Origin of the sequence: Maridesulfovibrio pacificus (SeqCode), from assembly GCF_048612815.1 — a bacterium.
Classification (GTDB): Bacteria; Desulfobacterota; Desulfovibrionia; order Desulfovibrionales; family Desulfovibrionaceae; genus Maridesulfovibrio; species Maridesulfovibrio pacificus.
In genome coordinates this window covers 332,657-356,170 of sequence record NZ_JBLZNE010000001.1, presented here as the reverse complement: position 1 = coordinate 356,170, position 23,514 = coordinate 332,657, and the positions used below count along the sequence as shown (strand labels likewise).

At 48.4% G+C, this 23,514-nt stretch carries 38 protein-coding genes; 9 read left to right on the top strand and 29 right to left on the bottom strand.

Going from position 1 to position 23,514, the window contains the following annotated elements; translation table 11 throughout:
• Nucleotide 1: 1 nt before the first annotated feature.
• From ACNI23_RS01850 to ACNI23_RS01825, 6 genes are all read left to right on the top strand, one after another.
• Complete coding sequence (locus ACNI23_RS01850) at nt 2–883, top strand: DMT family transporter (protein WP_420246374.1); 882 nt, start codon at nt 2–4, stop codon at nt 881–883.
• Between the two features lie 301 nt (nt 884–1,184).
• Nucleotides 1,185–1,700 (top strand): ribosome biogenesis factor YjgA, encoded by a 516-nt coding sequence (yjgA, locus tag ACNI23_RS01845; protein WP_420246373.1) that lies wholly within the window; start codon nt 1,185–1,187, stop codon nt 1,698–1,700.
• 94 nt (nt 1,701–1,794) lie between these two features.
• Nucleotides 1,795–2,052, top strand: a complete 258-nt coding sequence (locus ACNI23_RS01840; protein ID WP_015851100.1) for an eL24 family ribosomal protein — start codon at nt 1,795–1,797, stop codon at nt 2,050–2,052.
• A gap of 172 nt (nt 2,053–2,224) precedes the next feature.
• On the top strand, nt 2,225–3,112 hold the full coding sequence (locus ACNI23_RS01835; RefSeq protein ID WP_420246372.1) for a DMT family transporter: 888 nt from the start codon (nt 2,225–2,227) through the stop codon (nt 3,110–3,112).
• A 184-nt stretch (nt 3,113–3,296) separates the two neighbouring features.
• Entirely contained in the window at nt 3,297–4,547 is a 1,251-nt protein-coding gene (sqr, locus tag ACNI23_RS01830) for a type III sulfide quinone reductase, selenoprotein subtype (protein ID WP_420246371.1), read from the top strand.
• Between the two features lie 3 nt (nt 4,548–4,550).
• Nucleotides 4,551–5,198: a DUF1641 domain-containing protein gene (locus ACNI23_RS01825; RefSeq protein WP_420246370.1), complete on the top strand. Its 648-nt coding sequence runs from the start codon at nt 4,551–4,553 to the stop codon at nt 5,196–5,198.
• Nucleotides 5,199–5,329: 131 nt separating this feature from the next.
• Here ACNI23_RS01825 and ACNI23_RS01820 read toward each other — a convergent pair whose 3' ends face one another.
• On the bottom strand, nt 5,330–6,178 hold the full coding sequence (locus ACNI23_RS01820; protein WP_420246369.1) for a 1,4-dihydroxy-6-naphtoate synthase: 849 nt from the start codon (nt 6,176–6,178) through the stop codon (nt 5,330–5,332).
• A gap of 91 nt (nt 6,179–6,269) precedes the next feature.
• Here ACNI23_RS01820 and mqnE point away from each other — a divergent pair, with 91 nt between their 5' ends.
• Genes mqnE through ACNI23_RS01805 form a run of 3 tightly spaced genes read left to right on the top strand, consistent with a single transcriptional unit; the run spans nt 6,270 to nt 9,277 of the window.
• Nucleotides 6,270–7,358, top strand: a complete 1,089-nt coding sequence (gene mqnE, locus ACNI23_RS01815) for an aminofutalosine synthase MqnE (protein WP_420246368.1) — start codon at nt 6,270–6,272, stop codon at nt 7,356–7,358.
• A 4-nt stretch (nt 7,359–7,362) separates the two neighbouring features.
• Nucleotides 7,363–8,460, top strand: a complete 1,098-nt coding sequence (gene mqnC / locus ACNI23_RS01810) for a cyclic dehypoxanthinyl futalosine synthase (RefSeq protein ID WP_420246367.1) — start codon at nt 7,363–7,365, stop codon at nt 8,458–8,460.
• The gene (locus tag ACNI23_RS01805) at nt 8,453–9,277 is read left to right on the top strand and encodes a menaquinone biosynthesis protein (protein WP_420246366.1); all 825 of its coding nucleotides are present in this window, start codon (nt 8,453–8,455) and stop codon (nt 9,275–9,277) included. The genes mqnC and ACNI23_RS01805 overlap by 8 nt, the downstream gene beginning before the upstream one ends.
• A gap of 65 nt (nt 9,278–9,342) precedes the next feature.
• On the opposite strand, the gene ACNI23_RS01800 is transcribed toward ACNI23_RS01805, so the two are convergent.
• The 28 genes from ACNI23_RS01800 to rplD form a co-directional block, all read right to left on the bottom strand.
• Nucleotides 9,343–10,236: a selenium metabolism-associated LysR family transcriptional regulator gene (locus ACNI23_RS01800; RefSeq protein ID WP_420246365.1), complete on the bottom strand. Its 894-nt coding sequence runs from the start codon at nt 10,234–10,236 to the stop codon at nt 9,343–9,345.
• An 84-nt stretch (nt 10,237–10,320) separates the two neighbouring features.
• Nucleotides 10,321–10,746, bottom strand: a complete 426-nt coding sequence (gene rplQ / locus ACNI23_RS01795; protein WP_015851093.1) for a 50S ribosomal protein L17 — start codon at nt 10,744–10,746, stop codon at nt 10,321–10,323.
• The gene (locus ACNI23_RS01790; RefSeq protein WP_015851092.1) at nt 10,736–11,776 is read right to left on the bottom strand and encodes a DNA-directed RNA polymerase subunit alpha; all 1,041 of its coding nucleotides are present in this window, start codon (nt 11,774–11,776) and stop codon (nt 10,736–10,738) included. The genes rplQ and ACNI23_RS01790 overlap by 11 nt, the downstream gene beginning before the upstream one ends.
• Nucleotides 11,777–11,789: 13 nt before the next feature.
• The gene (gene rpsD, locus ACNI23_RS01785) at nt 11,790–12,416 is read right to left on the bottom strand and encodes a 30S ribosomal protein S4 (RefSeq protein ID WP_015851091.1); all 627 of its coding nucleotides are present in this window, start codon (nt 12,414–12,416) and stop codon (nt 11,790–11,792) included.
• Between the two features lie 19 nt (nt 12,417–12,435).
• The gene (gene rpsK, locus ACNI23_RS01780; protein ID WP_015851090.1) at nt 12,436–12,825 is read right to left on the bottom strand and encodes a 30S ribosomal protein S11; all 390 of its coding nucleotides are present in this window, start codon (nt 12,823–12,825) and stop codon (nt 12,436–12,438) included.
• A gap of 73 nt (nt 12,826–12,898) precedes the next feature.
• On the bottom strand, nt 12,899–13,270 hold the full coding sequence (gene rpsM, locus ACNI23_RS01775) for a 30S ribosomal protein S13 (protein ID WP_420246364.1): 372 nt from the start codon (nt 13,268–13,270) through the stop codon (nt 12,899–12,901).
• A gap of 12 nt (nt 13,271–13,282) precedes the next feature.
• Nucleotides 13,283–13,396, bottom strand: a complete 114-nt coding sequence (gene rpmJ, locus ACNI23_RS01770; RefSeq protein WP_015851088.1) for a 50S ribosomal protein L36 — start codon at nt 13,394–13,396, stop codon at nt 13,283–13,285.
• 189 nt (nt 13,397–13,585) lie between these two features.
• Entirely contained in the window at nt 13,586–14,353 is a 768-nt protein-coding gene (map, locus tag ACNI23_RS01765) for a type I methionyl aminopeptidase (protein WP_420246363.1), read from the bottom strand.
• A gap of 5 nt (nt 14,354–14,358) precedes the next feature.
• The gene (secY, locus tag ACNI23_RS01760) at nt 14,359–15,669 is read right to left on the bottom strand and encodes a preprotein translocase subunit SecY (RefSeq protein ID WP_015851086.1); all 1,311 of its coding nucleotides are present in this window, start codon (nt 15,667–15,669) and stop codon (nt 14,359–14,361) included.
• Between the two features lie 3 nt (nt 15,670–15,672).
• Nucleotides 15,673–16,119, bottom strand: a complete 447-nt coding sequence (gene rplO, locus ACNI23_RS01755; protein ID WP_420246362.1) for a 50S ribosomal protein L15 — start codon at nt 16,117–16,119, stop codon at nt 15,673–15,675.
• Entirely contained in the window at nt 16,116–16,289 is a 174-nt protein-coding gene (gene rpmD / locus ACNI23_RS01750) for a 50S ribosomal protein L30 (protein WP_015851084.1), read from the bottom strand. The genes rplO and rpmD overlap by 4 nt, the downstream gene beginning before the upstream one ends.
• A gap of 12 nt (nt 16,290–16,301) precedes the next feature.
• Entirely contained in the window at nt 16,302–16,793 is a 492-nt protein-coding gene (gene rpsE / locus ACNI23_RS01745) for a 30S ribosomal protein S5 (protein WP_015851083.1), read from the bottom strand.
• Between the two features lie 16 nt (nt 16,794–16,809).
• Nucleotides 16,810–17,169, bottom strand: coding sequence for a 50S ribosomal protein L18 (gene rplR, locus ACNI23_RS01740; RefSeq protein WP_015851082.1), 360 nt, complete (start codon nt 17,167–17,169; stop codon nt 16,810–16,812).
• A 12-nt stretch (nt 17,170–17,181) separates the two neighbouring features.
• Nucleotides 17,182–17,718 (bottom strand): 50S ribosomal protein L6, encoded by a 537-nt coding sequence (gene rplF / locus ACNI23_RS01735; RefSeq protein ID WP_420246361.1) that lies wholly within the window; start codon nt 17,716–17,718, stop codon nt 17,182–17,184.
• A 12-nt stretch (nt 17,719–17,730) separates the two neighbouring features.
• Nucleotides 17,731–18,114, bottom strand: coding sequence for a 30S ribosomal protein S8 (gene rpsH, locus ACNI23_RS01730; protein ID WP_420246360.1), 384 nt, complete (start codon nt 18,112–18,114; stop codon nt 17,731–17,733).
• A 15-nt stretch (nt 18,115–18,129) separates the two neighbouring features.
• Complete coding sequence (locus tag ACNI23_RS01725; RefSeq protein WP_015337847.1) at nt 18,130–18,315, bottom strand: type Z 30S ribosomal protein S14; 186 nt, start codon at nt 18,313–18,315, stop codon at nt 18,130–18,132.
• A 12-nt stretch (nt 18,316–18,327) separates the two neighbouring features.
• Nucleotides 18,328–18,867 carry a 50S ribosomal protein L5 gene (gene rplE, locus ACNI23_RS01720; RefSeq protein ID WP_015851079.1) on the bottom strand — a complete coding sequence of 180 codons (540 nt, stop codon included), beginning with the start codon at nt 18,865–18,867 and terminating at the stop codon, nt 18,328–18,330.
• Between the two features lie 9 nt (nt 18,868–18,876).
• On the bottom strand, nt 18,877–19,194 hold the full coding sequence (rplX, locus tag ACNI23_RS01715) for a 50S ribosomal protein L24 (protein ID WP_015851078.1): 318 nt from the start codon (nt 19,192–19,194) through the stop codon (nt 18,877–18,879).
• Between the two features lie 25 nt (nt 19,195–19,219).
• Nucleotides 19,220–19,588 (bottom strand): 50S ribosomal protein L14, encoded by a 369-nt coding sequence (rplN, locus tag ACNI23_RS01710; protein ID WP_015851077.1) that lies wholly within the window; start codon nt 19,586–19,588, stop codon nt 19,220–19,222.
• Nucleotides 19,589–19,599: 11 nt separating this feature from the next.
• On the bottom strand, nt 19,600–19,866 hold the full coding sequence (rpsQ, locus tag ACNI23_RS01705) for a 30S ribosomal protein S17 (RefSeq protein ID WP_015851076.1): 267 nt from the start codon (nt 19,864–19,866) through the stop codon (nt 19,600–19,602).
• Nucleotides 19,867–19,869: 3 nt separating this feature from the next.
• Complete coding sequence (gene rpmC, locus ACNI23_RS01700; protein ID WP_420246359.1) at nt 19,870–20,064, bottom strand: 50S ribosomal protein L29; 195 nt, start codon at nt 20,062–20,064, stop codon at nt 19,870–19,872.
• A gap of 1 nt (nt 20,065) precedes the next feature.
• The gene (gene rplP, locus ACNI23_RS01695; RefSeq protein ID WP_420246358.1) at nt 20,066–20,479 is read right to left on the bottom strand and encodes a 50S ribosomal protein L16; all 414 of its coding nucleotides are present in this window, start codon (nt 20,477–20,479) and stop codon (nt 20,066–20,068) included.
• Nucleotides 20,479–21,120, bottom strand: coding sequence for a 30S ribosomal protein S3 (gene rpsC, locus ACNI23_RS01690; protein WP_015851073.1), 642 nt, complete (start codon nt 21,118–21,120; stop codon nt 20,479–20,481). Before rpsC ends, rplP begins: the two co-directional genes overlap by 1 nt.
• A 9-nt stretch (nt 21,121–21,129) precedes the next feature.
• Nucleotides 21,130–21,462, bottom strand: coding sequence for a 50S ribosomal protein L22 (rplV, locus tag ACNI23_RS01685; RefSeq protein WP_319761386.1), 333 nt, complete (start codon nt 21,460–21,462; stop codon nt 21,130–21,132).
• A 13-nt stretch (nt 21,463–21,475) separates the two neighbouring features.
• Nucleotides 21,476–21,757 (bottom strand): 30S ribosomal protein S19, encoded by a 282-nt coding sequence (gene rpsS / locus ACNI23_RS01680; protein ID WP_015851071.1) that lies wholly within the window; start codon nt 21,755–21,757, stop codon nt 21,476–21,478.
• Nucleotides 21,758–21,766: 9 nt separating this feature from the next.
• Nucleotides 21,767–22,597: a 50S ribosomal protein L2 gene (gene rplB / locus ACNI23_RS01675; RefSeq protein ID WP_015851070.1), complete on the bottom strand. Its 831-nt coding sequence runs from the start codon at nt 22,595–22,597 to the stop codon at nt 21,767–21,769.
• Between the two features lie 3 nt (nt 22,598–22,600).
• Nucleotides 22,601–22,891, bottom strand: coding sequence for a 50S ribosomal protein L23 (gene rplW / locus ACNI23_RS01670; RefSeq protein WP_015851069.1), 291 nt, complete (start codon nt 22,889–22,891; stop codon nt 22,601–22,603).
• Between the two features lie 2 nt (nt 22,892–22,893).
• Complete coding sequence (gene rplD / locus ACNI23_RS01665; protein WP_420246357.1) at nt 22,894–23,514, bottom strand: 50S ribosomal protein L4; 621 nt, start codon at nt 23,512–23,514, stop codon at nt 22,894–22,896.

The following is a 23,514-nucleotide window of genomic DNA, read 5'->3' as shown; positions in this document are numbered from 1 at the left end:
CATGTCATCACCTGCACTACTCTACTTCAAGCTCATCGGCTCTGTAATTTTCTGGGGCGGAACATGGATTGCCGGAAGAATTCTGGCCGGAGACCTGACCCCTTACTCTGCTGCATTCCTGCGCTTTTTCTTTGCAACCATCTTCATGTTTTTTCTCACATGCAGAGCCACGGGCAAAAAGCCCAGCTGCACCAAGGAAGATATTCTGCCGCTATCATTCCTCGGACTGACCGGTGTTTTCCTGTATAATATTCTATTTTTCAGCGGATTACAGACCGTTAATGCCGGCAGGGCTGCACTGATAATTGCCGCCACGCCTACTTTTATCGCTCTTGGATCAGCCATAATCTTCAAGGAAAAATTTACACTATGGAAGATTGCCGGTTTTATTCTGGCCCTGACCGGAGTCAGCACCATTATTGGACACGGCAACCCCATATCCATAATTACAGAAGGGACGAGTTATGGAGATTTATGCATCATCGGCTGCGTAATCAGCTGGGCGGCATATTCTTTAGCCGGAAAACCCGTGATGAAAAAAATTCACCCCATTGAAATGGTCTATTGGTGCTGCCTGTTCGGCTCAATAATGCTTCTTGGGCCCGCTCTTTACCACGGTCTGGTTCCTGAGATCATCAGCGCATCTCTTGTAGACTATAGTTGTATTCTTTATCTGGCCCTGTTCGGCACAGGACTGGGGTTCAGCTGGTACTTCGAAGCAATGCAGGAGATAGGTCCATCCAAGACCGGAATTTTCATTAACCTCGTCCCGGTTGTAGCAGTCATCCTCGGAGCCATCATGCTAAATGAACCTGTTGACCTTTTTCTCGTAACAGGAGGCGCACTGACCATCTTCGGGGTCTGGCTGACTAACCGCAACTAGACTTTTATATTATGATGGGCTACGCGCTCTTTTAGAAAGATTTCGCCTCCGGCTGCATCAAGCTCGCACGTATTCATGAGACTCGAAGCAAAGCTTCTAATCTAAAGGAAGTGGGGCCTGCCGGAGTAATAAAAACCGTTAGTAGTTTTAAATTTATACCAGCTACTAAAAATAGTATGTTGTCAACAACAGTCAAATTTTAGAAAGAGCGGCGAAGCCTGTTAAAAGTTTTTGAAGAGTGCAGAGAAACTTTTTCAAAAAGTTTCTCTGGCCCTCGGAGAGCCGCCGGAGGCATTAATATATGTACGACGCAGATGATTTATATAATGACGAAGAGGAATATTCCGGTCCGAGCAGATCTCAGAAAAAACGTGAGATGATTGCACTGCAGAAATATGCCGAAAAGCTGATGACTCTTAGCCCTGAACTGGTCAAGAAATGCGGTTTGCCGGATTACTTTATTGAAGAAGTTTTAGACGCCATGTCCATTAAAGCTCATGAAGCCAAACGCCGCAAAGTACAATACATAGGCAAGCTCATGCGCGATATTGATGCACAGCCACTTATCGACTTTATTGAAGACATCGAAACCGGAAACAAAACCGACAACATGAAGTTCCACACTCTTGAAGTTTGGCGCAGCAAATTAATTGATGGCGATCTTTCCGTATTTGACGAAATCTTGGAATTGCATCCTCAAGCTGACCGTCAGCGAATTTCACAGTTGGCGCGCAATGCCAAAAAGGAAAAAGAAAAAAACAAGCCTCCCAAGGCAGCACGCGCTCTTTTTAAAGCACTGCGCGAATTATCTGAATAAGCGGACTTGACTCCTGAAAATTCATTCTTACTTTACTTATGTTGTGAATTAATTCACACTCACTTTTCTAAGCAAACAATCAAGGAGAAAGACCGTGACTTATACCTATAGTGGTGTTGAACTGGAAGAAAGGACATGTCCCCATTGCGGAGAAGAGCTCAGCCCTTGGATCGCACCGCCGGAATCCGGTTGGGGAGTAATCGTGGTTTGTAACAACAACAAATGCCCACATTATGTAGGCTCCGACTGCGATATCGTTAATAAACGCGATGATTCAAATCTCGGTTGCCGCTATGCGGAGAACCCGGACAACAAATACACCCCGTTCAACCTCCTTGCGTGGACCAGATAATATAAGCTGTAACCACAATAATCAAAATCCCCGCAAGCTTCGGCCTGCGGGGATTTTTGCATTTTACGGCATCATTTAAATCTTTCCGGGCAAAACACCGTATTGACAAAGCAAATAACAACTTCTATTTCATGTTTCCCCTATCGATAAAATCTTACCCGTGAGGGTCATAATGTCCTTTCTCCAATCCCCGTATGTTGCGGTAGTAGCGCTGCTTACCGCTGTACTGCTCTGGTCGAGCTCATTTGTAGCCTTAAAACTGGCTATGGCTGTATATGACCCTACTTTCGTAATATTCGGAAGAATGATGCTGGCCACCATATGCTTCATTTTTTTCATTCCAAGCTTCAAAAAGCAACCCATCCGGAAAGGTGATTTCAGATGGCTCATCTTCATGGCCTTTTGCGAGCCATGTATGTACTTTGTATTTGAAAGTCAGGCTATTACATACACATCAGCATCTCAAGCCGGGATGATCTGCTCTACCCTGCCTCTACTTATGGCTGTCTCTGCCCGATTTATTCTCAACGAAGACCTAAGCCGTAGGACCTTGGCCGGATTCGCTTTGGCTGTTTGCGGTGGAATATGGCTTTCTCTGGCATCTGAGTCGACGGAACATGCGCCAAATCCAATTCTCGGAAATTTCCTTGAATTTCTAGCCATGTGTTGTGCGGTTGGGTATATGACCGTGCTGAAAAAGATGACCGCCCATTATTCCTCACTTTTCCTGACTGCTTTTCAAGCCTTTATGGGTGCGATATTTTACCTGCCGCTACTGGCTTTACCATCTACAGATATCCCCTCTGTTTTTGATCCCCTGGCAGCAGGCAGCATAGCCTATCTGGGAATCGGCGTAACAATCGGCGGCTATGGTCTATACAACTTCGGCATGAGCAAGCTTCCGGCCAACCAGACAACCGCTTACGTAAACCTGATTCCGGTATGCACCCTTTTCTTTGGCTGGCTGATACTGGATGAGACATTCACCACCATGCAGTTTGCCGCAGCTGCGCTTGTGATGGGCGGGGTTATTTTGAGTCAGGATAAGAAAAGCGGTTAATCTCTCCCCTTCATGTCCATGTCCAAATTTAAGGGCTTACATAGATATCTATGTAAGCCCTTTTCTTTTAAACAGCGCTGCCATTCCTGACTTAAAAAGTATGACATTAAAACCCCGGCATGTTATATTTCAGCTAAGTGTCAGATTACCCTATCCATGACATTATAACATTGAGGGATATGCTATGCGAAAGATCGTAATTATCGGTGCCGGGGCCGGCGGAACCATGGTTGCCAACCTGTTACGCAAAGAACTTGACGAAGAAGAGTTCGAAATTACCATCATTGACCGGGACGAGAAACATCATTACCAGCCCGGATATCTATTCATCCCTTTTGGAATATACACCAAAAAAGACGTTCTTAAACCCAAACGGGAATTCATCCCTGATGGCGTTGAATTCATTCTCGACACAGTCATAAGAATCGACACGGATAACCGTAAAGTTGAAACACTTAAAGGCAGCTACTACTATGATTGGCTTGTAGTCGCTTCCGGGGCGCGCATTGATCCCGCAGAAGTAGACGGCATGATGGAAGGCTGGCGCAAATCCATATTTGATTTTTATTCGCTGGGCGGAGCTCAGGCCCTGCACAAGGAACTCAAATATTTTTCATCCGGCAAGATAGTGCTCAACATTGCAGATGTGCCATACAAATGTCCCGTTGCTCCTCTTGAATTTGTATTTCTCGCAGACTGGTTTTTCACTGTAAATGGAGTACGAGATAAAGTAGAAATCGAACTGGTTACACCTCTGGACGGCGTTTTCACCAAACCGGTTGCCACTAAGGCTCTCTCTGCTCTGGCTGAAAAGAAAAACATTAAAGTCACCACCCAGTTTGCATTGGATAATGTAAATGCCAAGGAACGGCTTATAGAGTCTGCTGATGGCAAAAAAGTCGATTATGACCTGCTGGTTTCCATTCCACCTAACCTGGGAGACAAATGTATCACAGACTCTAAGATGGGCGATCCAATGGGATTCATGCAGACCGACAACTATACCCTGAAAGCGGAAGGCATGGACCGGATATTTGTCATCGGCGACGCCACTAATGTTCCTGCCTCCAAAGCAGGCTCTACCGCCCACTACCAATCCACTACCGTAGTCAACAATATCATCCGCGAAATCGACGGCTACGACCCCAAACCTACTTTTGACGGACACGCCACCTGCTTTCTGGCCTCAGGGTTTGATAAAGCCGTATTGCTCGATTTCAACTACAAGGTAGAACCGCTCCCCGGCATGTTCCCCTTCCCCGGCATGGGGCCATTTGACCTGCTAAAGGAATCACTGGGCAACTATTGGGGCAAGATGATGTTCCGCTGGGTCTATTGGAATCTGATGATGAAAGGCCATGAGCTTCCTCTTGAACCTGAAATGAATCTGGCAGGCAAGGTGCGCCGCTATATTGAGCAGGAAGCGGAGGGTTAGTTTATGAAAAAGGAAGACGAAATCCTTGAACGGTTGGACCGCCTTGAGGCCCTTATGACCCCTATGGCAAAATCTGCACAATCCATGAATGAATTAAAAGAGGAATTGACGCCGCGCATAAATGAGATGGTCCGTCACGTGATCCTCGAGCTGGCTGAAATAGACAGCGATTTCCAACTTTCAGACTTAACCGGTCTGGGTAAGAACATGCTGCGTAACGTCAAGAACCTGAACTATGCTCTCAACCAGCTCAAGAACGCCATCGATCTTGTAGACACGGCAGAACCACTCATGAAAATAACCGTGCCCTACTACATCGCCCGCCTTGATGAACTCGAGCGCAAAGGAGTGTTCGACCTTTTACGGATCGGGATCGGTTCGCTTGAAAAAATAGCTGAAACATATTCCAAGGAAGAATTGGAAGATATGACAGAGACCATGATCAACATGCTCGGCGCGGTGCAGAAATTGGGCAGTCCCGAGGCCACGCGCTTCATCGAACACATGGCTTCTATACCTTGCAAAGTCGGAGATTGTGATGTGCAGGCACTCGGTTTCACAGATCTGCTACGTTCATTGGGGGACGAAGACGCCAAAAGAGGACTGGCAGTGCTCATACGGTTGACCAAAGCCATGGCCCCCGACAAATAATTTGCCTTCGACGACTGGGGAAGAAAAGAATTTCATAGGCTTAACAAATAACCTACTAAGACTTCTTTCAAAAACAAAACTCGCAATATCTCGGAAGATATTGCGAGTTAAGTTTGGTATTTTGTAGAATCTTACACTTCAATAAAAATAGGCTGATCCGGCAATTCAATACCATCCATTCTCGCAGCTTCCTGCAGCAGTCTCGCTACAGCCTGCTCGCCTTCCTGACCTACATCATCGGAATAATCAGTCACGAAAGTCTTGATGTGCTGATGAATGACCTCATCATCCATTTCCTGTGCATGCTCTTTAATATAGGGCCACGCTGCGTCTTCATCCACATAGGAAAGGGTCAAAGATTTACGGATAGCAGCATTAATAAGAGATGCTGTTTCAGCACCCAGTGAACGCTTGATCGCAATGGAGCCGAGCGGGATTGGCAGACCTGAAAAATCCTCCCACCACTGGCCGAGGTCAGCAAGTTTGGATAACCCCAGAGCTTCGTAGGTGAAACGGCCTTCGTGAATGACCACCCCTGCATCAACTTCACCGTTTTTGATGGCAGGCATGACCTGATCGAAAACCATCTCCACCAAGTCCACCTTGATTCCTGCTTCGCGGCGCATGAGGCTGAAAAGCAGATTTGCAGTGGTATTGCGCCCCGGTATGGCAATACGCTTGCCATCAAGGTCCGCTATGGTGCAAGGTGCTCCGGTGAGCAGCAACGGCCCGACACCGCGGCCCATAGCTCCTCCGGCACGCAGCAGGACATAATCATCCATAATGTGTGCGGCGGCATGGACGGAAACCTTACAGATATCCATTTTTCCTGACCGGGCCATGGAATTGAGTTCCTCTACATCAGCGAGGGTGACGTCCAATTTGAAAGGGTCTATGCTGACTGCCCCGCTGGCGAGGGCATGAAAAATAAATGTATCGTTCGGACAGGGCGAATAGCCCAATTTCAATATTTTGCTCATGAACAAGGTTTTATATTTTTAAGAGCCGGAAATCCAGTGTTGACATGGCTGGAAGCGACTTTTATTTACGGCTGAACAAAGGTGAATATAAATGATCTCAAAAAATTACTTCCAAAACGCCGGACTCGGCTCGATCCTCGACAAAGTGCTTGCCGGAGAAAGGATTTCCACCGATGACGGACTGACTCTTTTCAACTGTCCTGATCTCAATGCGCTGGGAGCACTGGCCTCCATCCGCAGACGCCAGCTGCACGGCAATAAAACTTTTTACGTAATTAACCGCCACATCAATTACACAAACATCTGTGTGAATGGCTGCCTGTTCTGCGCTTATGCCCGTAAACCGGAAGAGGACGGTTCTTTCAAACTCAGCCGGGAAGATATTCTCGAAAAGCTTGAAAAGGCACCAATACCGCCCCGTGAAGTTCACGTAGTCGGCGGATGCCATCACGATATTCCGCTTTCGTTCTTCGAAGAAACATTCGTCGAAATCAAGAAACTTCTTCCGCAGGCAGTGATCAAAGCATTCACAGCTGTAGAAATCGACCATCTTGCCAGTGCAGAAGGAATCTCCACCGTTGACGTTCTTAAACGGCTTAAAGCTGCCGGCTCCGAGATGCTTACCGGCGGCGGTGCTGAAATTTTCAATCCCGAGGTTCGCGCCAAGATCTGCCCTGAAAAACTTCCCGGCAAGGAATGGCTGCGTATCCACGGTGAAGCCCATGAACTCGGCTATACTACAAACTGCACCATGCTCTATGGTCATGTGGAGTCCTATGCTGACCGCGTCGACCATCTGGACCAGTTACGCCGTCAGCAGGATATCTCCGGCGGGTTCAATTGCCTGATCCCTCTCCCCTTCCTGACCGAGAACAGCAAGCTCAAAATCGATAATCCGCTAACCGGCGTTGATGAACTGCGTAATATTGCAGTCAGCCGTCTCATGCTCGACAACATCCCGCATATCAAAGCCTATTGGGTGATGCTCGGAGTTAAGCAGGCTCAGGCAGCACTCCATTTCGGCGCGGATGATTTCGATGGTACTGTCGTCGAGGAAAAGATCGGGCACATGGCCGGAGCCGAGTCTGAACAGGGCTTAAGCCGTACAGAACTCGAAGAAATGATTGTCGGTTGCGGGTTCACACCTGTTGAACGCGATGCGGCTTTTAATGAGGTTTAAGAATATGACAAATTTAACTCAAAGCCCCGCTGAAGTTCTGGAAATCGGCAAAAAAGTAGAAGCCGGGGAACGTATAGATTTTGATGAAGCCGTTATCTTGATGGAGAAGGCTGATCTTTTTGACTTAGGTAGTCTTGCCCATTCCATCAGGATGAAAAAACACCCTGAGCCGAACGTTACTTATGTGATCGACCGCAATATCAACTACTCCAATATTTGTGATTGCGGCTGCCGTTTCTGCGCTTTTTATGTTGCACCGGGTAAAGACGGTGGCTTCGTAATCAGCAGGGAAGAACTTGGACAGAAGATTCAGGAGACTATCGACCTTGGTGGAACCCAGATTCTCATGCAGGGCGGACACCACCCGGATCTGCCGCTCTCTTTTTATGAAGAGATGCTCACCTTTATTAAAGAGAATTATCCGGTTCATATCCATGCTTTCTCTCCGCCGGAAGTTGTCTACTGGAGTGAACTGAACGGTATTTCCATCAAAGAAGTTCTGCAAAGACTTATTAAGGCCGGACTGGCTTCAATCCCCGGTGGCGGGGCTGAAATTCTGGTGGATGAAGTCCGCAGCAGGATTGCGCCCAATAAATGCAATGCTTCCAAATGGCTCGAAGTGATGGAAACAGCCCACAATCTGGGCCTGCGCACCACCGCTACCATGATGTTCGGCCATGAAGAACAGCCTGTGGATCGTATCAAGCATCTTTTTGCCCTGCGAGAAGTTCAGGATCGCACCGGTGGATTCACTGCTTTCATTCCTTGGACTTTCCAGCCGGACAACACCAATATTCCCAATGCACGAAAAATGACCAGCGTTGAATATCTGCGCATGCTCGCAGTTTCACGCATTGTGCTCGACAACTTCGACAACGTGCAGGTCTCGTGGGTTACCATGGGTCCGAAAATTTCGCAGTTAGCTCTTTTCTACGGCGGAAATGACTTCGGATCTACCATGATTGAAGAAAACGTTGTAAAAGCCGCAGGCGTAAGCTTCAGGCTCTCCGAAGCAGAAATCCATAACCTGATCAAAAAAGCCGGATTCAAGCCAAAACAACGGCTTATGGATTACACCCTCGCGGAGAATGCTAATGGATAAGGTTAAAGTCGGACGTATTTCTTATTTAAACGTTCTGCCGATCTATTATCCTCTAGAATCAGGTTTGATCGCTAACGACTTTGAATTTGTATACGGTCCTCCGGCACAGCTGAACAAAATGATGTCTGAGGGATTGATGCATATCGCATCCAACTCTAGTATCGAATACCTGCGCCATGCTGAACAATACTTGTTGCTTCCCGACCTGGCTATCGGCAGCCGTGGGCCGGTTCAATCTGTAATCATGATCAGCCGCAAGCCTCTTGAGCAACTCAAGGGCTGCAATGTGCTGGTCAGTGCTCAGACCCACACTTCGGCTGCCCTGCTGAAAATCCTGCTTTCAGAGTACATTCCTCTTAATGCTACTTACGAAACAGGTAACGCAACAGAAAGACTTGAATCAGGGGAAAAGCCTGAGGCAATCCTGTGTATTGGTGATGAAGCCCTGAACCTGCGCAAGCATGCAGAGTATCCGTACATATTTGATCTGGGTGAAGAGTGGATAAGATGGACCGGACTCCCTTTTATCTTCGGCATCTGGACTGTACGTCGCGATGCAGCTCACCGAGAAGACGTAAAGCAGGCTGTGCGCGATTTGATTCGTGCTAAAGAATGGGGTCAAGCTAATATTGAAAAGATCTGCGAAATGACCGCTGATAAGACCATGCTCAATCTCGAAGAAAGCCGCTCCTATTATGACGGTCTAGTCTACGATCTAGGCAAAACAGAAATTGAAGGACTGAAAGTTTTTTCAAAATATTTGCTAAAGACCGGACAGATCGACCATATTCCAGACCTCGAATTTCTCGATATTTAAGACCTAAGATCACAAAAAAGGCCGGATATGCTTCATGCATATCCGGCCTTTTTGATTTTCCAATACTATTTGGATAATTCCTTAACATGCTCAATGAAGTAGCGAACCGCAGGGAAAAACTCCCTTCCCTGGAGGTGAGCAAGGTAAAAACTTCTGTCAAGATTAAGCGGCAGATCGCTGATATGGACAAGTTCACCGGAATCAATAAGCGGTTGTGCTGCAAGGCGAGAGGTAACACTGACACCGAGTCCGGCCCTTACGCACTGCACAACAGCTTGAGTAGATTCAACCCAGACAGTAACATTGAGTTCACGGACACTGGTGCCCATTTCAGATAAACCGGCCTCTAGCGCTTTACGTGTTCCAGACCCACCCTCACGCATGACCCAAGGAAGTTCAGCGAGATGCTGAATGTCGTCAATGACATCATAGTTGCGGACCAATACCGGAGGAGCGACTATAACAAGCTCATCGCGCATAATGGGAACAAACTCGATATTTGGAACATCTGCAGTGGCCCCGACAACACCGATGATCAACTCACCGGAACGGACCTTTTCAAGTATTTCAGCTGTGTCACCTACAGAGAGATGCACACTCACGTCAGGATATTTTTTGCAATAATTATACAGAATTTCAGGCAAAAGATAGTGAGAAGGAATGGTACTACCGCCGATTTCCAAATCACCGACAACTTTATCACGCAGGATGTTGATTTCTGACTGCGCCTTTCCGATCAGGCTGTAAATATCTTTTGCATTGCGATAAAGCACCTCTCCAGCCTGAGTAGCCATAATAGACCTGCCCAGACGGTCGAAGAGCGGCACTCCAAGCTCTTCTTCCAAAGTGGAAATATGAGCACTGATAGTAGGCTGAGAAAGAAACAGTTCTTTACCGGCCTTGGAAAAACTCTTTAATTCATACACCTTGCAGAAGGCTTCGAGTCGACGTAAGTCCATGTAATCTCTCGTATCGAAAATATCTATAAGTATTTATAAAAAAAAGGGGCGGAAAAGTTTCCGCCCCTTTGGATAAGCATTGATTTATGCTTCCTGAGCTTCCTCAGCGGGAGCTTCAGTGGTTGCCGCAGCTTCTTCAGCAGGAGCTTCAGCACGTTTGGTCAGCTCGATGATGCACATGGGAGCGCAGTCACCCTTACGGGGTTCAGCGAGCTTGATGATGCGGGTGTAACCACCGCCGCCGCCTTCGTAGCGGGGGCCGATTTCATCGAAAAGCCTTTTAACAAGACCGTGGTTCTCAAGGGTCTTGTAAGCAAGACGACGAGAATGAAGGTCGTTGCGGAGAGCAAGGGTGATCAGCTTTTCGCAAGAGCTTCTCAGTTCCTTTGCTTTAGGCTCGGTGGTACGGATATGTTCATAAGTCAGCAGAGAGCGAACCATGTTTCTCAGCATGGCCTTCCTGTGGGAAGCACTTCTGTTGAACTTTCTTCCGGACTTTTTATGCCTCATTTTTCTCTTTCCTCTTCAGCCATTCCTGATGCTTTTTATCGAAATCCTCGAGGACCATACCGAACTTAAGTTCCATGCTGTCAAGAACGCGACGGATTTCGTCGAGAGACTTACGTCCGAAATTCTTGGTTTTAAGCATGGTCTGCTCAGTGCGCTGCACAAGTTCACCAACAATGCGAATGTTGGCAGCCTTGAGGCAGTTGGTAGCACGAACGGAGAGTTCGAGTTCGTCGATGCTCTTGAACAGATTCGGGTTGAGATCGAGGTCGCTTTCTTTGGACTCTTCCTGCTCGGATCCCATTTCATCAAAGTTGATGAAAACGGAGAGCTGGTCCTTGAGGATCTTTGCACTGTAGGCAATTGCATCCTCAGGGGTAACGGAACCATCGGTGAAAACTTCGATAATAAGCTTGTCGTAGTTGGTCATCTGTCCGACACGAGCCTGCTCCACACTGTAAGCAACCTTACGGATGGGAGAAAAGCTGGAGTCAAGAATGATGTGACCGATTTCATTGACAAGACCTTCGTGCATGTCTGCAGGTACGTAACCTTTACCCATGCGGATCTCGAAAGTCATCTCCATGTCCATCTTCTCGGACAGAGTCGCAATAATCTGCTCAGGATTGAGGACTTTGACGTTCTGGTTTTCCTGAATATCAGCTGCGGTGACGACGCCCTGCTTATTAACCCTGAGGGTAAGAAACTGGGGTTCATCTGTAGTCATTGCGAATCTGATCTGCTTGATGTTCAGAACAATCTCAGTCACATCTTCCATCACACCTTCAATAGTGGTGAATTCGTGCTGAACTCCTTCGATCTTTACAGCAACCGCGGCAGCTCCCTGCATTGAAGAGAGCAGTACTCTGCGGAGAGAGTTACCGATGGTTGTTCCAAATCCGCGCTCAAGGGGTTCACAAATGAACTTACCATAAAGCTCGTTAGACTTGGGGTCACGCACAAGCTGTTCCGGCTTAACCAGCTCGGCCCAGTTGCGGGTGTTGATGAGTTTGTCACCGTCTTGAATAAGCATGCACTAATCCTTCTTATTTGGAGTACAGCTCGACAATCAGCTGTTCGTTGATAGGGAACTGGATATCTTCCCTAGTCGGCATCGCTTTAACTTCACCTTTGAAATTAGCACCGTCAGCTTCAAGCCACTCGGGGCAGCCACGACGGGCAATAACTTCCTGTGCTTCTGCAATCACGGGGATTTTACGGGATTCTTCACGAACCTCGATTACATCACCGGGTTTTACATGCATGGAAGGAACATTAACACGTCTGCCGTTTTTGGTGAAGATGCCATGTTTTACGAGCTGGCGAGCCTGCGCGCGGGAGTTGGCGAAACCAAGACGGTAAACAGTGTTGTCAAGGCGGGTCTCAAGAAGCATGAGCAGGTTCGCACCGGTTACACCTTTCATGCCGTCCGCGCGCTTGAAGTAGCTGCGGAACTGGCCTTCGAGGACACCGTACATGCGACGCACTTTCTGCTTCTCACGAAGCTGAATTGCGTAGTCGCTCATTTTCTTTCTCATGCGACCGGCAATACCGGGAGCATAAGGACGACGTTCATAAGAGCACTTATCAGTAAAGCAGCGGTCGCCTTTAATGAAAAGCTTCTCGCCTTCACGACGACACAGTCTGCACTTTGCTTTAGTATATCTGGCCAAGGTTATTACTCCTTCGAAATTAGACCCTGCGACGTTTCGGCGGACGACAGCCGTTGTGCGGGATGGGTGTTATATCGCGAATGAAGTTAACCTTCATCCCGACGTTACCGATTGCGCGCATTGCTGCTTCACGACCGGAGCCGGGGCCTTTGACGAAAATACCAACGGTACGCATACCCTGATCCTGAGCTTTCCTTGCAGCGGTTTCAGCAGCAACCTGTGCAGCAAAGGGAGTAGATTTTCTAGATCCCTTGAAACCGGAGGCACCGGAAGTAGCCCAGCTGATCACGTTACCCTTCAGGTCAGTGAAGGTGATGATGGTATTGTTGAATGTTGCTTTAACGTGAGCGATGCCCACGGGAACATTCTTTTTCTCTTTTTTCTTGCCGGAACGGCGAGGTCTAGCCATACCATTCTCTCCAGAATGAATTTATATCAGCAGCACGTGGGACCGTTACATGGTCTGACAACTGCGGATTATATTATTTCTTCTTCCTGCTCATTACAGAGCGACGGGGACCTTTGCGAGTTCTTGCGTTGGTCTTAGAGCTCTGTCCACGCACGGGCAGGCCGCGACGGTGACGCAGTCCACGGTAACTGCCGATATCCATCAGACGCTTAATGTCAGCAATCTGATCGCGGCGAAGGTCACCTTCAACTTTGTAATTGTCTTCAAGTTCCTTACGGATGGTGTTCACCTGCTCGCCACTGAGGTCATCAGTTTTGAGTGTCCAGTCGATACCAACAGTATCAAGAATCTTGAGAGCGGTAGTCCGACCTACGCCATAGATGTAAGTCAGTGCAATATCCAAACGCTTATTTTTCGGAAGGTCTACTCCAGCGATACGAGCCACAGTTATACCTCTCTATCCTTGACGCTGTTTGTGTCTGGGGTTGTCACAAATAACCCTCAGAACACCCTTGCGTCTGATTACTTTGCATTTGGGACAAATCTTCTTAACAGATGGTCTTACTTTCATGACCGTCTCCAAATAATGCAGTTAAACAGTTTCAACAATCGGGAGCTAGCCGACTGTGGGCCTAATGCCTTAGCTACCCGGCTAAAGGGTAACTATACCATGCCAGTCTTTCGTTGCCGCGAAATTCAAGACGTGTACTCTACAGAACGATTCCAGAAAAATCAACCCCTGTGGAGTACTTTAAAAAAATTAGGAAAGGCTCAAAATCTGAGGCCCGTCCGCTGTAATGGCAACGGTGTGTTCAAAATGGGCGGACAGCTTCCTGTCCTTGGTCACTGCGGTCCATTTATCATCGAGAATTTCGATGTCATGCGAACCTTCAGTCACCATCGGTTCGATGGCGATTACCATTCCCGTTCTGAGTTGTACTCCGGGAAGCCCCGAGGGTACAAAGTTGGGTACTTCAGGTTTTTCGTGAAGGTTACGTCCGATGCCGTGGCCTACAAAACGGCGCACAACTCCGAACCCTGCTCCTTCTGCATATTCCTGAACTGCCCGGGAAATATCATAAAGACTGTTACCCGGCAATGCCTGTTTGATACCGCGCATGAGAGACTCACGAGTTACATCAAGAAGATTGCGGGTAGAATCGGCTATCTCGCCGACCGGGTAAGTACGGGCAGAATCGCCGTAAAAGCCCTGATAAACAACACCCATATCAATGCTGACGACATCACCTTCTTCAAGAATTCTATCCTCAGAAGGAAATCCGTGAACAATTTCTTCGTTCACGGAGCAGCAAAGGGCAAAAGGAAAACCGTGGTAACCTTTGAAAGCAGGCTTAACACCGTAACCTTCACAGGCCTTGCAGGCGATATCTTCAAGACTCATGGTAGAGATACCCGGCTTGATAGCTTCACCCAGCATATCTAAAATGGAAGAAACAAGACGATTGGCCTCACGCATGAGGCCAATCTCCTTGTCATTCTTGAGGTAGATACCTCTGTACTTTTTCAAAGCAATTACCTGCCCTTAACTTTGCTGCCCTTACCCATGAGCCCTTCATACTGACGGGAGATCATGTAGGATTCAATTTTACCCATAAAGTCCATTGCAACACCGACAACGATGAGCAGTGCGGTTCCACCGAAGTAGAAAGGCACGTTGAACTGAGCGATAAGAATCATAGGCAGTACGCAGATAGCAGCAACGTACAGAGAACCCCAGAGAGTGATCCTGGTCAGAACGCGGTCAATGTATTCACGGGTTCTGTTACCGGGACGAATTCCGGGGATAAAACCACCCTGCTTCTGAATATTCTCAGCAATTCCTTTAGGATCAAACATGATCGCAGTGTAGAAATAGCAGAAGAAAATGATCAGGGCGATGTATACTACGTTATATACTATGGAAGATGGAGCAAAGTACGCAGAGAACTTGGACAGAATCTCGTTATTAGAGAAACTTGCCAAGGTTGCGGGGAACATCAGGATAGAGGAAGCAAAAATAGGGGGAATAACACCGGCAGTGTTGATTCGCAGGGGCAGATGAGTGGTCTGTCCGCCCATCATTTTACGTCCCATCATGCGCTTGGCATAATGTATTGGAATCCTGCGCTGTCCACGCTCCATATATACGATAAAAGCGAGAATGGCGACCATAAATGCCATAACAAACAAGAGCAGGAAGAGAGTAATTTCTCCAGCCTGCATCAGTCTGACAGTATTGAAGATAGCAGACGGAAGGCCTGCAACAATACCAGCAAAAATGATCATAGAGATACCGTTACCGATGCCTTTCTCGGTCATTTGCTCACCGAGCCACATCAGGAAAACAGTACCTGCTGTCAGAGTCAGAATGGTGATGCCTCTAAAGGCCCATCCTGCATGCAGTACAACAGGAGCACCGGTAGGGCTGGTCATGCTTTCCAGCCCGACAGCGATGCCGAAACCCTGAACTAATGTAATCAGCACAGTGCCGTATCTGGTGTACTGGGTAATCTTCTTGCGTCCCTGAGCCCCTTCTTCCTGAAGCCGTTTAATGGTGGGACTAACCACACCTAGAAGTTGAACGATAATAGACGCGGAGATATAGGGCATGATCCCTAACGCGAATATGGACAAGTTACGCAACCCGCCGCCTGAGAACATGTCAAAAAGGCCGAAGAGAGTGTTGGAAACACTCTCAAAGAAATCGGCCAATGCTGAGCTGTCTACGCCCGGGACCGGGATGTGAATCCCGATCCGGTAGACAGCCAGAAGAAGAAAAGTCCAGAAGAGCTTTTTCTTCAGTTCCGGCAGTCGGGAAAGATTATCAACTCCAGACAATGCCACGTTTTATCCTTCCAGGGCTTTGGCAGTACCACCTGCCTTTGTGATCTTTTCAGTCGCAGATGCGCTGAAGCGGTGAGCTTCGATGGTAACAGCAGCACTTACTTCACCCATGCCGAGTACTTTTACGAGAGCGCCTTTTTTGCAAAGGCCTCTTTCGTAAATGTCTTCGAGAGAGATTTCAGTTTTGCCTTCGAAAGCACCAAGAATCAAACCAACGTTGAGAGCTACGTACTCTTCGCGGAAAGGATTCTTGAAACCGCGCTTAGGCAGACGACGAGCCAGAGGCATCTGACCACCTTCAAACCAGGCGGGGACACCGCCGCCGGAGCGGGCGTTCTGACCCTTGTGACCCTTGCCGGAGGTTCCCCCCCAGCCGGATCCGCCACCGCGACCTACGCGCTTGCGATTTTTACGTTCCTCTTGGAACGGATATATTTCGTGCAGCCTCATGATTCAGATACCTCCACAAGGTGCTCAACTTTTTTGATCATCCCTCTTACGATGGGAGTATCTTCAAAGCTCTTTTCCTGCCTGATCTTACGCAGTCCCAGCGCCTTAATAGTAGCACGCTGTTTGGGATTGCAGCCGATCATGCTGCGAACGAGTTTTACCTTAAGCATAACTATGTCCTCCTACTTTCTGGGAGTCACAACTTTCTTCCCGCGGAGCTGACCAACTTCATCAGCGCTGCGCAGGGAAGCAAGTCCGGCGATAGTCGCGCGAAGGACGTTATGCGGGTTGTTGGTGCCGATAGCCTTGGTAAGGATATCGTGTACGCCTACAACTTCAAGTACCGCACGCACAGGACCACCGGCGATGATACCGGTACCCTTGGATGCGGGCTTGAGCATTACGCGTCCTGCACCGTAACGGCCGAGAACTTCATAAGGAAGAGTACCGTCCAGAAGAGGTACGGAGATCATTTCCTTACGGGCTTTCTCTGAAGCTTTACGAATAGCTTCAGGTACTTCGTTAGCCTTACCAAGTCCGAAACCGACCTGACCTTTACCGTCACCTACCACAACCAGGGCACTGAAGGAAAACCTTCTACCGCCCTTCACGACTTTTGCGACTCTGTTGAGGTAAACGATTTTTTCAATCAGACCCAGATCATTCTGTTCCATGGATATTCCCATAAGTTTAGAATTTCAGGCCACCCTCACGAGCGCCGTCTGCCAGGGCCTTAACCCTGCCGTGATAGATATAACCGCTGCGGTCGAAAACAACTGTTTCGATCTTCAGTTCCTTAGCCTTAGCAGCAATGTCTTTACCGACTTTAGCTGCAGTCTCGCAGGTGAGCTTGAGAGCTTCACCATCTTTAGCGAGCGCTTTGGAAGATGATGCGGTCACGGTTTTGCCAATCAGATCATCTACGAGCTGAGCGTAGATGTGCTTATTTGAACGGAATACAACAAGACGCGGGCGAGCTGCAGTACCGCTGATTTTCTTGCGGATGCGGATCTTTTTACGCTGTCTTGCCTGTTCTTTAGTCATTTTCATGGCTTTACCCTACTATTTACCGGACTTACCGGCTTTACGTCTGATCTGTTCATCAATGTACTTGATGCCTTTGCCTTTGTAAGGCTCAGGCGGACGTACACGACGAAGCTGCGCTGCAACTTCACCAACCAACTGCTTATCTACGCCGCTGATGGTGAGTTTGGTGTTGCCTTCTGCGCTTGCTTCGATTCCAGCAGGCAGTTCATAGTTAACGGGGTGGGAGAAACCAACGTTCAGAACGATGTTCTTACCCTGCACGTTAACCTTGTAACCAACACCGACTACTTCCAATGTTTTGGAGAAGCCTTTGGAGACTCCTTCAATGCAGTTGGCAAGCAGAGAACGGTGCAGGCCGTGCTGAGCACGTTCCTGACGGGAATCGCCAGACCTCTTCACCTCGACCGCATTATCAGCAACAGTGAAGCTGACCATGGGGTGTACCGGGGTGGTGATGGTGCCTTTGGGGCCCTTAACGGAAACCAAATCTGCACCAACAGTTACTTCCACTCCGGAAGGTATATCAATAGGTTTTTTTCCAATTCTGGACATAATAAAACCTCTCTACCAGATTTCGCACAAGAGTTCGCCGCCAACGTTAAGCTCTTTAGCTTTAACGCCGTCAACTACGCCCTTTGAAGTGGAAAGTATGCAAATCCCGAGTCCATTAAGGACAGAGGGAATATCTTCAACGCCTACAAACACGCGACGACCGGGTGTGCTGATTTTCTTCATGCCACTAATGAGGGCTTTTCCATCAACATACTTAAGGGTGACGTTAATTTCATTGTCTTCAGCAGTGAAGTCAGTGATGTAACCTTCATCCATAAGAATCCCGGCGATAGCTGTTTTGATCTTGGACCCGGGAATGGACACGGTCTTGTGATAAGCACCGTGAGCATTACGAATGCGGGTCAGCATATCGGCGATAGGATCGACAACAGGCATTTTAAACTCCTTATATTACCAGCTGGCTTTACGCACGCCGGGAAGTTCACCCGCAAGGGCCTTTTCCCTGAAGCAGATACGGCAGATGCCATATTTGCGCAGGAATGCACGAGGACGACCGCAGATGGGGCATCTGTTATATTCGCGCACTTTGAACTTAGGCTTACGTTTCGCCTTAACTTTTAAAGCTGTCCTGGCCAAAACGATATCCTCCTATTTCTTGAAGGGCATACCAAGAAGCTCGAGGAGCATCTTGCCTTCTTTATCAGTTTTAGCGGAGGTGACGATAGTCACGTTCATCCCTTTGGTGATCTCGATTTTATCGAGCTGAATCTCAGGAAAGATAGTCAGTTCCTTGATTCCGAGGGTGAAGTTACCGCGTCCATCGAAGCCTTTGTCAGGAATACCGCGAAAGTCGCGAACACGAGGAAGTGCAAAGCTAATCAGCTTATCCAGAAAGTCCCACATGAGATCTCTGCGAAGAGTTACACGGGAACCTACAGGCATTCCTTCGCGCAGCTTAAAAGCTGCAATTGACTTTTTCGCTCTGGTGACTACTGCGCGCTGACCAGCAATAGCGGTCAGTTCTTCAACAGCACCGTCGATGAGCTTAGCGTTCTGGCTTGCTTCACCGAGTCCGATGTTTAGAGAGATTGCCTTAATACCGGGAATCTCCATCGAGCTCTTGTACCCGAACTCTTTATTAAGAGCCGGGGCGACCTTGTCCGTATATATTTTTTCGAGACGTGTCATCGCAAAACCCTAGTCGATGATTTCGTTACATTTTTTACAAAAACGGATGTTTTTTCCGTCTTCGGTCTCACGTACGCCAACGCGGGTTGCTTTTGTGCAAGCGGGGCACACAACCTGAATGTTGGAGATGTGAACAGGGGCTTCTTTCTCAACGATACCGCCGGGCTGGTTAGCATAAGGGTTCGGCTTGGTGTGCCTGGAAACCATATTAACCTGCTCTACAAGGACAGTGTCCTTCTTGCGGTTGATCTTGAGGACCTTACCGATCTTCCCCTTATCCTTGCCGGCGATGACCATTACTTTGTCATCAACATGTATCTTGTTCATGCCGTTTACCTTCTTGTGATAAGGATTACAGAACCTCAGGTGCCAGAGAAACGATCTTCATGAAGCCTGCGCCTCTGAGTTCTCTAGCTACGGGACCGAAAATACGGGTCCCTACCGGGTCCATGGAGTTGTTCAGAAGAACGGCAGAGTTATTGTCGAACTTGATGTAAGAACCGTCAGGACGACCAATTTCTTTCTTGGTACGAACAACGACAGCTTTCATCACAGCGCCCTTCTTCACTTTGGAATGGGGCATCGCTTCCTTAACGGAAACCACAATAATGTCTCCGACACTGGCGTAGCGTCTCTTGGAGCCACCAAGTACCTTGATGCAAGATACTTTTTTGGCACCAGAGTTATCTGCTACGTCAAGTTTAGATTCTACCTGAATCATAGCTAATACCCCTAAACTGCTTTTTCCAGAATTTTATCGAGATGCCACCTTTTGCGCCGGCTAAGGGGGCGGAATTCAACAATCTGTACCTTATCGCCGATACCGCACTCGTTGGACGGATCATGTGCCATGAATTTGGTGTGGCGACGAATGTATTTTTTATACAGGGAATGCTTAACGAGGGTCTCGCAACGCACAACAATAGTCTTGTCGGCTTTGTCAGAGACAACCACGCCGGTCAGCACGCGCCTGTTTCCTTTCAGATTAAGCTCTGCCATGGCTTATGCTCCCAGTTCCTTTTCACGCTGCACGGTGAGGATCTTTGCGATGTCTCTTTTGACATCGGACAGTCTCTGGGTGTTTTCCAGCTGTGCAGTAGCATGCTGGAAACGAAGGTTGAAAAGCTCCTGACGAGCTTCTGCAAGCTTCTCATTCAGAGCAGCGTTGTCGAGTTCACGAAGTTCTTTGGCTTTCATTTTACAATCCCTCCTTGACTACGATGGTAGTTTTAACAGGAAGCTTGTGAGATGCACGGACCAGAGCTTCTCTGGCCAGTTCAATATCAACGCCCTTCACTTCGTAGAGGATGCGACCGGGTTTAACCGGGGCCACCCAACCAACCGGGGAACCTTTACCTTTACCCTGTCTGACTTCAGCAGGCTTGGCAGTGATAGGCATATCAGGGAAAACCCTGATCCACACCTGACCGCCACGCTTGATGTGACGCATGATAGCGACACGAGCTGCTTCGATCTGGTTGTTGGTAAGTTTTCCGTGTTCCAGAGTCTTAATCGCGATATCGCCGAAAGCGATAGTAGAACCGCGCTGAGCTTTACCTTTCAGGCGACCTTTCTGACGCTTACGGAATTTAACTTTCTTAGGTGATAGCATTACTGTTCCACCTCGTGGTCGAGAATTTCACCTTTGAAGATCCAGACCTTGATGCCGATGACACCGTAGGTAGTGTTAGCACGTGCCACACCGTAGTCGATGTCAGCTCTGAGAGTCTGAAGGGGCACACGGCCATCGCGGTACCATTCGGTACGTGCGATTTCAGCACCGGCAAGACGACCGGCACAAGCCACTTTGATACCCTCTGCGCCGAACTTGCGAGCAAGGCCCACAATGCGCTTCATAGCGCGGCGGAAAGCCACACGGCGCTCAAGCTGCTGAGCAATGTTCTCAGCAACGAGCTGCGCGTCGGTTTCAGGACGGCGGATTTCGCTAACTTCAAGAGCGAATTCTTTATTGAATTTTCTACGAAGGTCTTCACGAAGTTTTTCGATCTCAACACCTTTACGACCGATGATGATACCGGGACGTGCAGTGTGGATAATCAGACGGATTTTGCCGCCAGCACGCTCGATCTCAATTTTGGAGACGCCTGCGTGGAAGATCTTCTCTTTTACATATTTACGAATGCTGTCGTCTTCGTAGACGAAAGCGGGATAGTCCTTACTGGAGAACCATCTGGAAAGCCAGTTCTTGGTGTATCCAAGTCTGAAGCCGTATGGATGTACTTTCTGACCCATGACACTACCCTACATTTCTTTAACTACGACGGTTATATGGCTGGTGCGCTTGCGAATGCGATACGCACGACCCATAGCCCTGGGCTGAATTCTCTTCCAGGTAGGACCTTCGTCAACTTTAACGATGTCTACACAGAGAGAGTCAACATCCACTCCGGGAATCTGCTCGGCGTTAGCCACTGCAGAGTAAAGCACTTTACTGAGCATTTCAGCACCCTTTTTGGGAGTGAACTTCAGAATGTTGAGGGCTTCCTCAACAGGCTTTCCCTTGATGTTTTCCGCTACCAAGCGCACTTTCCTAGCGGAAATGCGCATATATTTTGCAATAGCTCTTGCTTCCATTGCTCAACACCTTCTAGCGTTTGGCCTTGCTTTTCTTATCTGCAGCATGACCGTAGTAGGTACGGGTGGGAGAGAATTCGCCCAACTTGTGTCCTACCATGTTTTCGGTCACGAATACAGGAATAAACTTACGGCCATTATGTACTGCGAAGGTCAAACCTACCATTTCAGGAATGATAGTGGAGCGACGGGACCAGGTCTGAATAACCTTGCGGTCACCTGATTCCTGAGCTTTTACGACCTTTTTAAGCAGATGATCGTCAATAAACGGGCCTTTTTTCAGTGATCTTGGCATTACAGTCTCCTACCTCTGCCCGCGGCGTTTAACGATGAGCTTGGAAGAAGGTTTCTTCTTACTGCGGGTCTTGTATCCCTTAGCAGGCATACCCCAAGGAGAAACGGGGTGTCTACCACCGGAACTGCGACCTTCACCACCACCGAGGGGGTGATCGATCGGGTTCATGGCAACACCACGAACTTTAGGTCTGCGACCCAGCCAACGGTTACGGCCGGCTTTACCGAGGGTAATGTTTTCGTGGTGGATGTTACCAACCTGACCTACGGTTGCGCAGCAGGTAGCGAGCACCTTGCGGACTTCACCGGAAGGCATGCGCAGAAGAGCATATTTGCCTTCTTTCGCGATGAGCTGTGCGTAGGTACCGGCAGCGCGGCAGAACTGGCCACCTTTGCCGGGATACAATTCGATATTGTGAACGATAGTACCAACAGGAATGTTCTTCAGAAGGAGAGCGTTACCGGGTTTGATGTCGGCTTTCTCACCAGCGAGAATCTTGTCACCCTTGTTCAGTCCAACAGGACAAAGGATGTAGCGCTTTTCACCGTCTGCGTAGTGCAGCAGAGCGATGCGTGCGGATCTGTTGGGATCATATTCGATTGAAGCAACAGTTGCGGGTACTTCTACTTTGTTACGTTTGAAGTCGATGATACGGTAAAGACGTTTAACGCCACCGCCACGACGACGGGAAGTAACCCGGCCGTTATTGTTTCTACCGGCCTTCTTGGTCAGACCCTTAGTAAGGGACTTTTCCGGAGTAGACTTAGTAATCTCCTCAAAGGTGGAGATAGTCTGGAACCGGCGACCAGGGGAGGTCGGCTTCAGTTTACGAGTAGCCATCTCTTAAACTCCTTCGAAGAATTCGATTTTTTCGCCTTCAGAAAGCTTTACGTAAGCTTTCTTGTAGCCGGACAATTTTCCGACAACACGGCCGAACTTTCTGCGAAGACCGGGTCTTTTACGTACGATACGTACGGAATCAACCTTAACGTCAAAAGCGGATTCAACTGCTTTTTTGACTTCAGTCTTGTTGGCAGAAGGCAGCACGTAGAAGGCAACCTGATTGGCTGCTTCCTTAATGTCAGTAGCCTTTTCCGATATTACCGGTTTGATAAGAATCTGAGTATAGTCCATGACTATTTTAACCTCTCCTGCAGATCCTGTGCTGCGTTCTCAAGCATTACCAGCTGACGAGCTTTAAGAATGTCGTAAACATTCAGCTGATCGGCAGTGATAAGCTTAATGCCGGGGATATTCCTCGCAGAAAGGAGGAGTTTGTTATCTGCGTCCTTAACAACGACCAAGGCTTTTTCGAGACCGAGAGCTTCAGCTACTTCTACGAAGAGCTTAGTCTTGATTTCGGGAAGGTCGATGTTCTTCACAACCATCATCTTTTCTTCGCTGAATCTGGAAGTGAGAGCCATCTTGAGAGCAAGACGGCGGACCTTTTTATTAACCTTGAAGGAGTAGTCGCGGGGCTGGGGACCGAAAACGGTTCCACCACCACGCCACAGGGGTGAACGTGTGGAACCTGCACGAGCACGACCGGTGCCTTTCTGGCGCCAGGGCTTTGCACCACCGCCGCGTTTCATACCACGAGTTTTAGTGGCATGAGTACCCTGGCGTTTGGCTGCAAGCTGGGAACGTACTACGAGATGCAGGATTTCAGGCTTGACCGGAACTTCGAAAACTTCCGGAGCAAGATCCATGCTCCCGACTTCCTTTTTAGTTTGATCATATATAGTAATGGTAGCCAT

Bases quoted from the DNA above. Each gene is read 5' to 3' on its own strand.
- rpmC (WP_420246359.1), bottom strand. From the start codon at position 20,064: ATGAAAGCCAAAGAACTTCGTGAACTCGACAACGCTGCTCTGAATGAG.
- rplN (WP_015851077.1), bottom strand. From the start codon at position 19,588: ATGATTCAGGTAGAATCTAAACTTGACGTAGCAGATAACTCTGGTGCC.
- rplE (WP_015851079.1), bottom strand. From the start codon at position 18,867: ATGACACGTCTCGAAAAAATATATACGGACAAGGTCGCCCCGGCTCTT.
- ACNI23_RS01800 (WP_420246365.1), bottom strand. From the start codon at position 10,236: ATGGACTTACGTCGACTCGAAGCCTTCTGCAAGGTGTATGAATTAAAG.
- ACNI23_RS01825 (WP_420246370.1), top strand. From the start codon at position 4,551: ATGAAAAAGGAAGACGAAATCCTTGAACGGTTGGACCGCCTTGAGGCC.
- rplV (WP_319761386.1), bottom strand. From the start codon at position 21,462: ATGGAAGCAAGAGCTATTGCAAAATATATGCGCATTTCCGCTAGGAAA.
- rpsC (WP_015851073.1), bottom strand. From the start codon at position 21,120: ATGGGTCAGAAAGTACATCCATACGGCTTCAGACTTGGATACACCAAG.
- yjgA (WP_420246373.1), top strand. From the start codon at position 1,185: ATGTACGACGCAGATGATTTATATAATGACGAAGAGGAATATTCCGGT.
- rplP (WP_420246358.1), bottom strand. From the start codon at position 20,479: ATGCTATCACCTAAGAAAGTTAAATTCCGTAAGCGTCAGAAAGGTCGC.
- rplF (WP_420246361.1), bottom strand. From the start codon at position 17,718: ATGTCCAGAATTGGAAAAAAACCTATTGATATACCTTCCGGAGTGGAA.
- rplO (WP_420246362.1), bottom strand. From the start codon at position 16,119: ATGAGGCTGCACGAAATATATCCGTTCCAAGAGGAACGTAAAAATCGC.
- rpmD (WP_015851084.1), bottom strand. From the start codon at position 16,289: ATGCTTAAGGTAAAACTCGTTCGCAGCATGATCGGCTGCAATCCCAAA.
- rplQ (WP_015851093.1), bottom strand. From the start codon at position 10,746: ATGAGGCATAAAAAGTCCGGAAGAAAGTTCAACAGAAGTGCTTCCCAC.
- rpsE (WP_015851083.1), bottom strand. From the start codon at position 16,793: ATGGAACAGAATGATCTGGGTCTGATTGAAAAAATCGTTTACCTCAAC.
- rplB (WP_015851070.1), bottom strand. From the start codon at position 22,597: ATGGCTACTCGTAAACTGAAGCCGACCTCCCCTGGTCGCCGGTTCCAG.
- rplD (WP_420246357.1), bottom strand. From the start codon at position 23,514: ATGGCTACCATTACTATATATGATCAAACTAAAAAGGAAGTCGGGAGC.
- rplX (WP_015851078.1), bottom strand. From the start codon at position 19,194: ATGAACAAGATACATGTTGATGACAAAGTAATGGTCATCGCCGGCAAG.
- rplR (WP_015851082.1), bottom strand. From the start codon at position 17,169: ATGAAAATGACTAAAGAACAGGCAAGACAGCGTAAAAAGATCCGCATC.
- ACNI23_RS01790 (WP_015851092.1), bottom strand. From the start codon at position 11,776: ATGCTTATTCAAGACGGTGACAAACTCATCAACACCCGCAACTGGGCC.
- ACNI23_RS01835 (WP_420246372.1), top strand. From the start codon at position 2,225: ATGTCCTTTCTCCAATCCCCGTATGTTGCGGTAGTAGCGCTGCTTACC.
- rpsH (WP_420246360.1), bottom strand. From the start codon at position 18,114: ATGCCTGTTGTCGATCCTATCGCCGATATGCTGACCCGCATTCGTAAT.
- rpsQ (WP_015851076.1), bottom strand. From the start codon at position 19,866: ATGGCAGAGCTTAATCTGAAAGGAAACAGGCGCGTGCTGACCGGCGTG.
- mqnC (WP_420246367.1), top strand. From the start codon at position 7,363: ATGACAAATTTAACTCAAAGCCCCGCTGAAGTTCTGGAAATCGGCAAA.
- rplW (WP_015851069.1), bottom strand. From the start codon at position 22,891: ATGGACTATACTCAGATTCTTATCAAACCGGTAATATCGGAAAAGGCT.
- sqr (WP_420246371.1), top strand. From the start codon at position 3,297: ATGCGAAAGATCGTAATTATCGGTGCCGGGGCCGGCGGAACCATGGTT.
- rpsK (WP_015851090.1), bottom strand. From the start codon at position 12,825: ATGGCTAGACCTCGCCGTTCCGGCAAGAAAAAAGAGAAAAAGAATGTT.
- rpsS (WP_015851071.1), bottom strand. From the start codon at position 21,757: ATGCCAAGATCACTGAAAAAAGGCCCGTTTATTGACGATCATCTGCTT.
- ACNI23_RS01850 (WP_420246374.1), top strand. From the start codon at position 2: ATGTCATCACCTGCACTACTCTACTTCAAGCTCATCGGCTCTGTAATT.
- mqnE (WP_420246368.1), top strand. From the start codon at position 6,270: ATGATCTCAAAAAATTACTTCCAAAACGCCGGACTCGGCTCGATCCTC.
- rpmJ (WP_015851088.1), bottom strand. From the start codon at position 13,396: ATGAAAGTAAGACCATCTGTTAAGAAGATTTGTCCCAAATGCAAAGTA.
- ACNI23_RS01820 (WP_420246369.1), bottom strand. From the start codon at position 6,178: ATGAGCAAAATATTGAAATTGGGCTATTCGCCCTGTCCGAACGATACA.
- ACNI23_RS01805 (WP_420246366.1), top strand. From the start codon at position 8,453: ATGGATAAGGTTAAAGTCGGACGTATTTCTTATTTAAACGTTCTGCCG.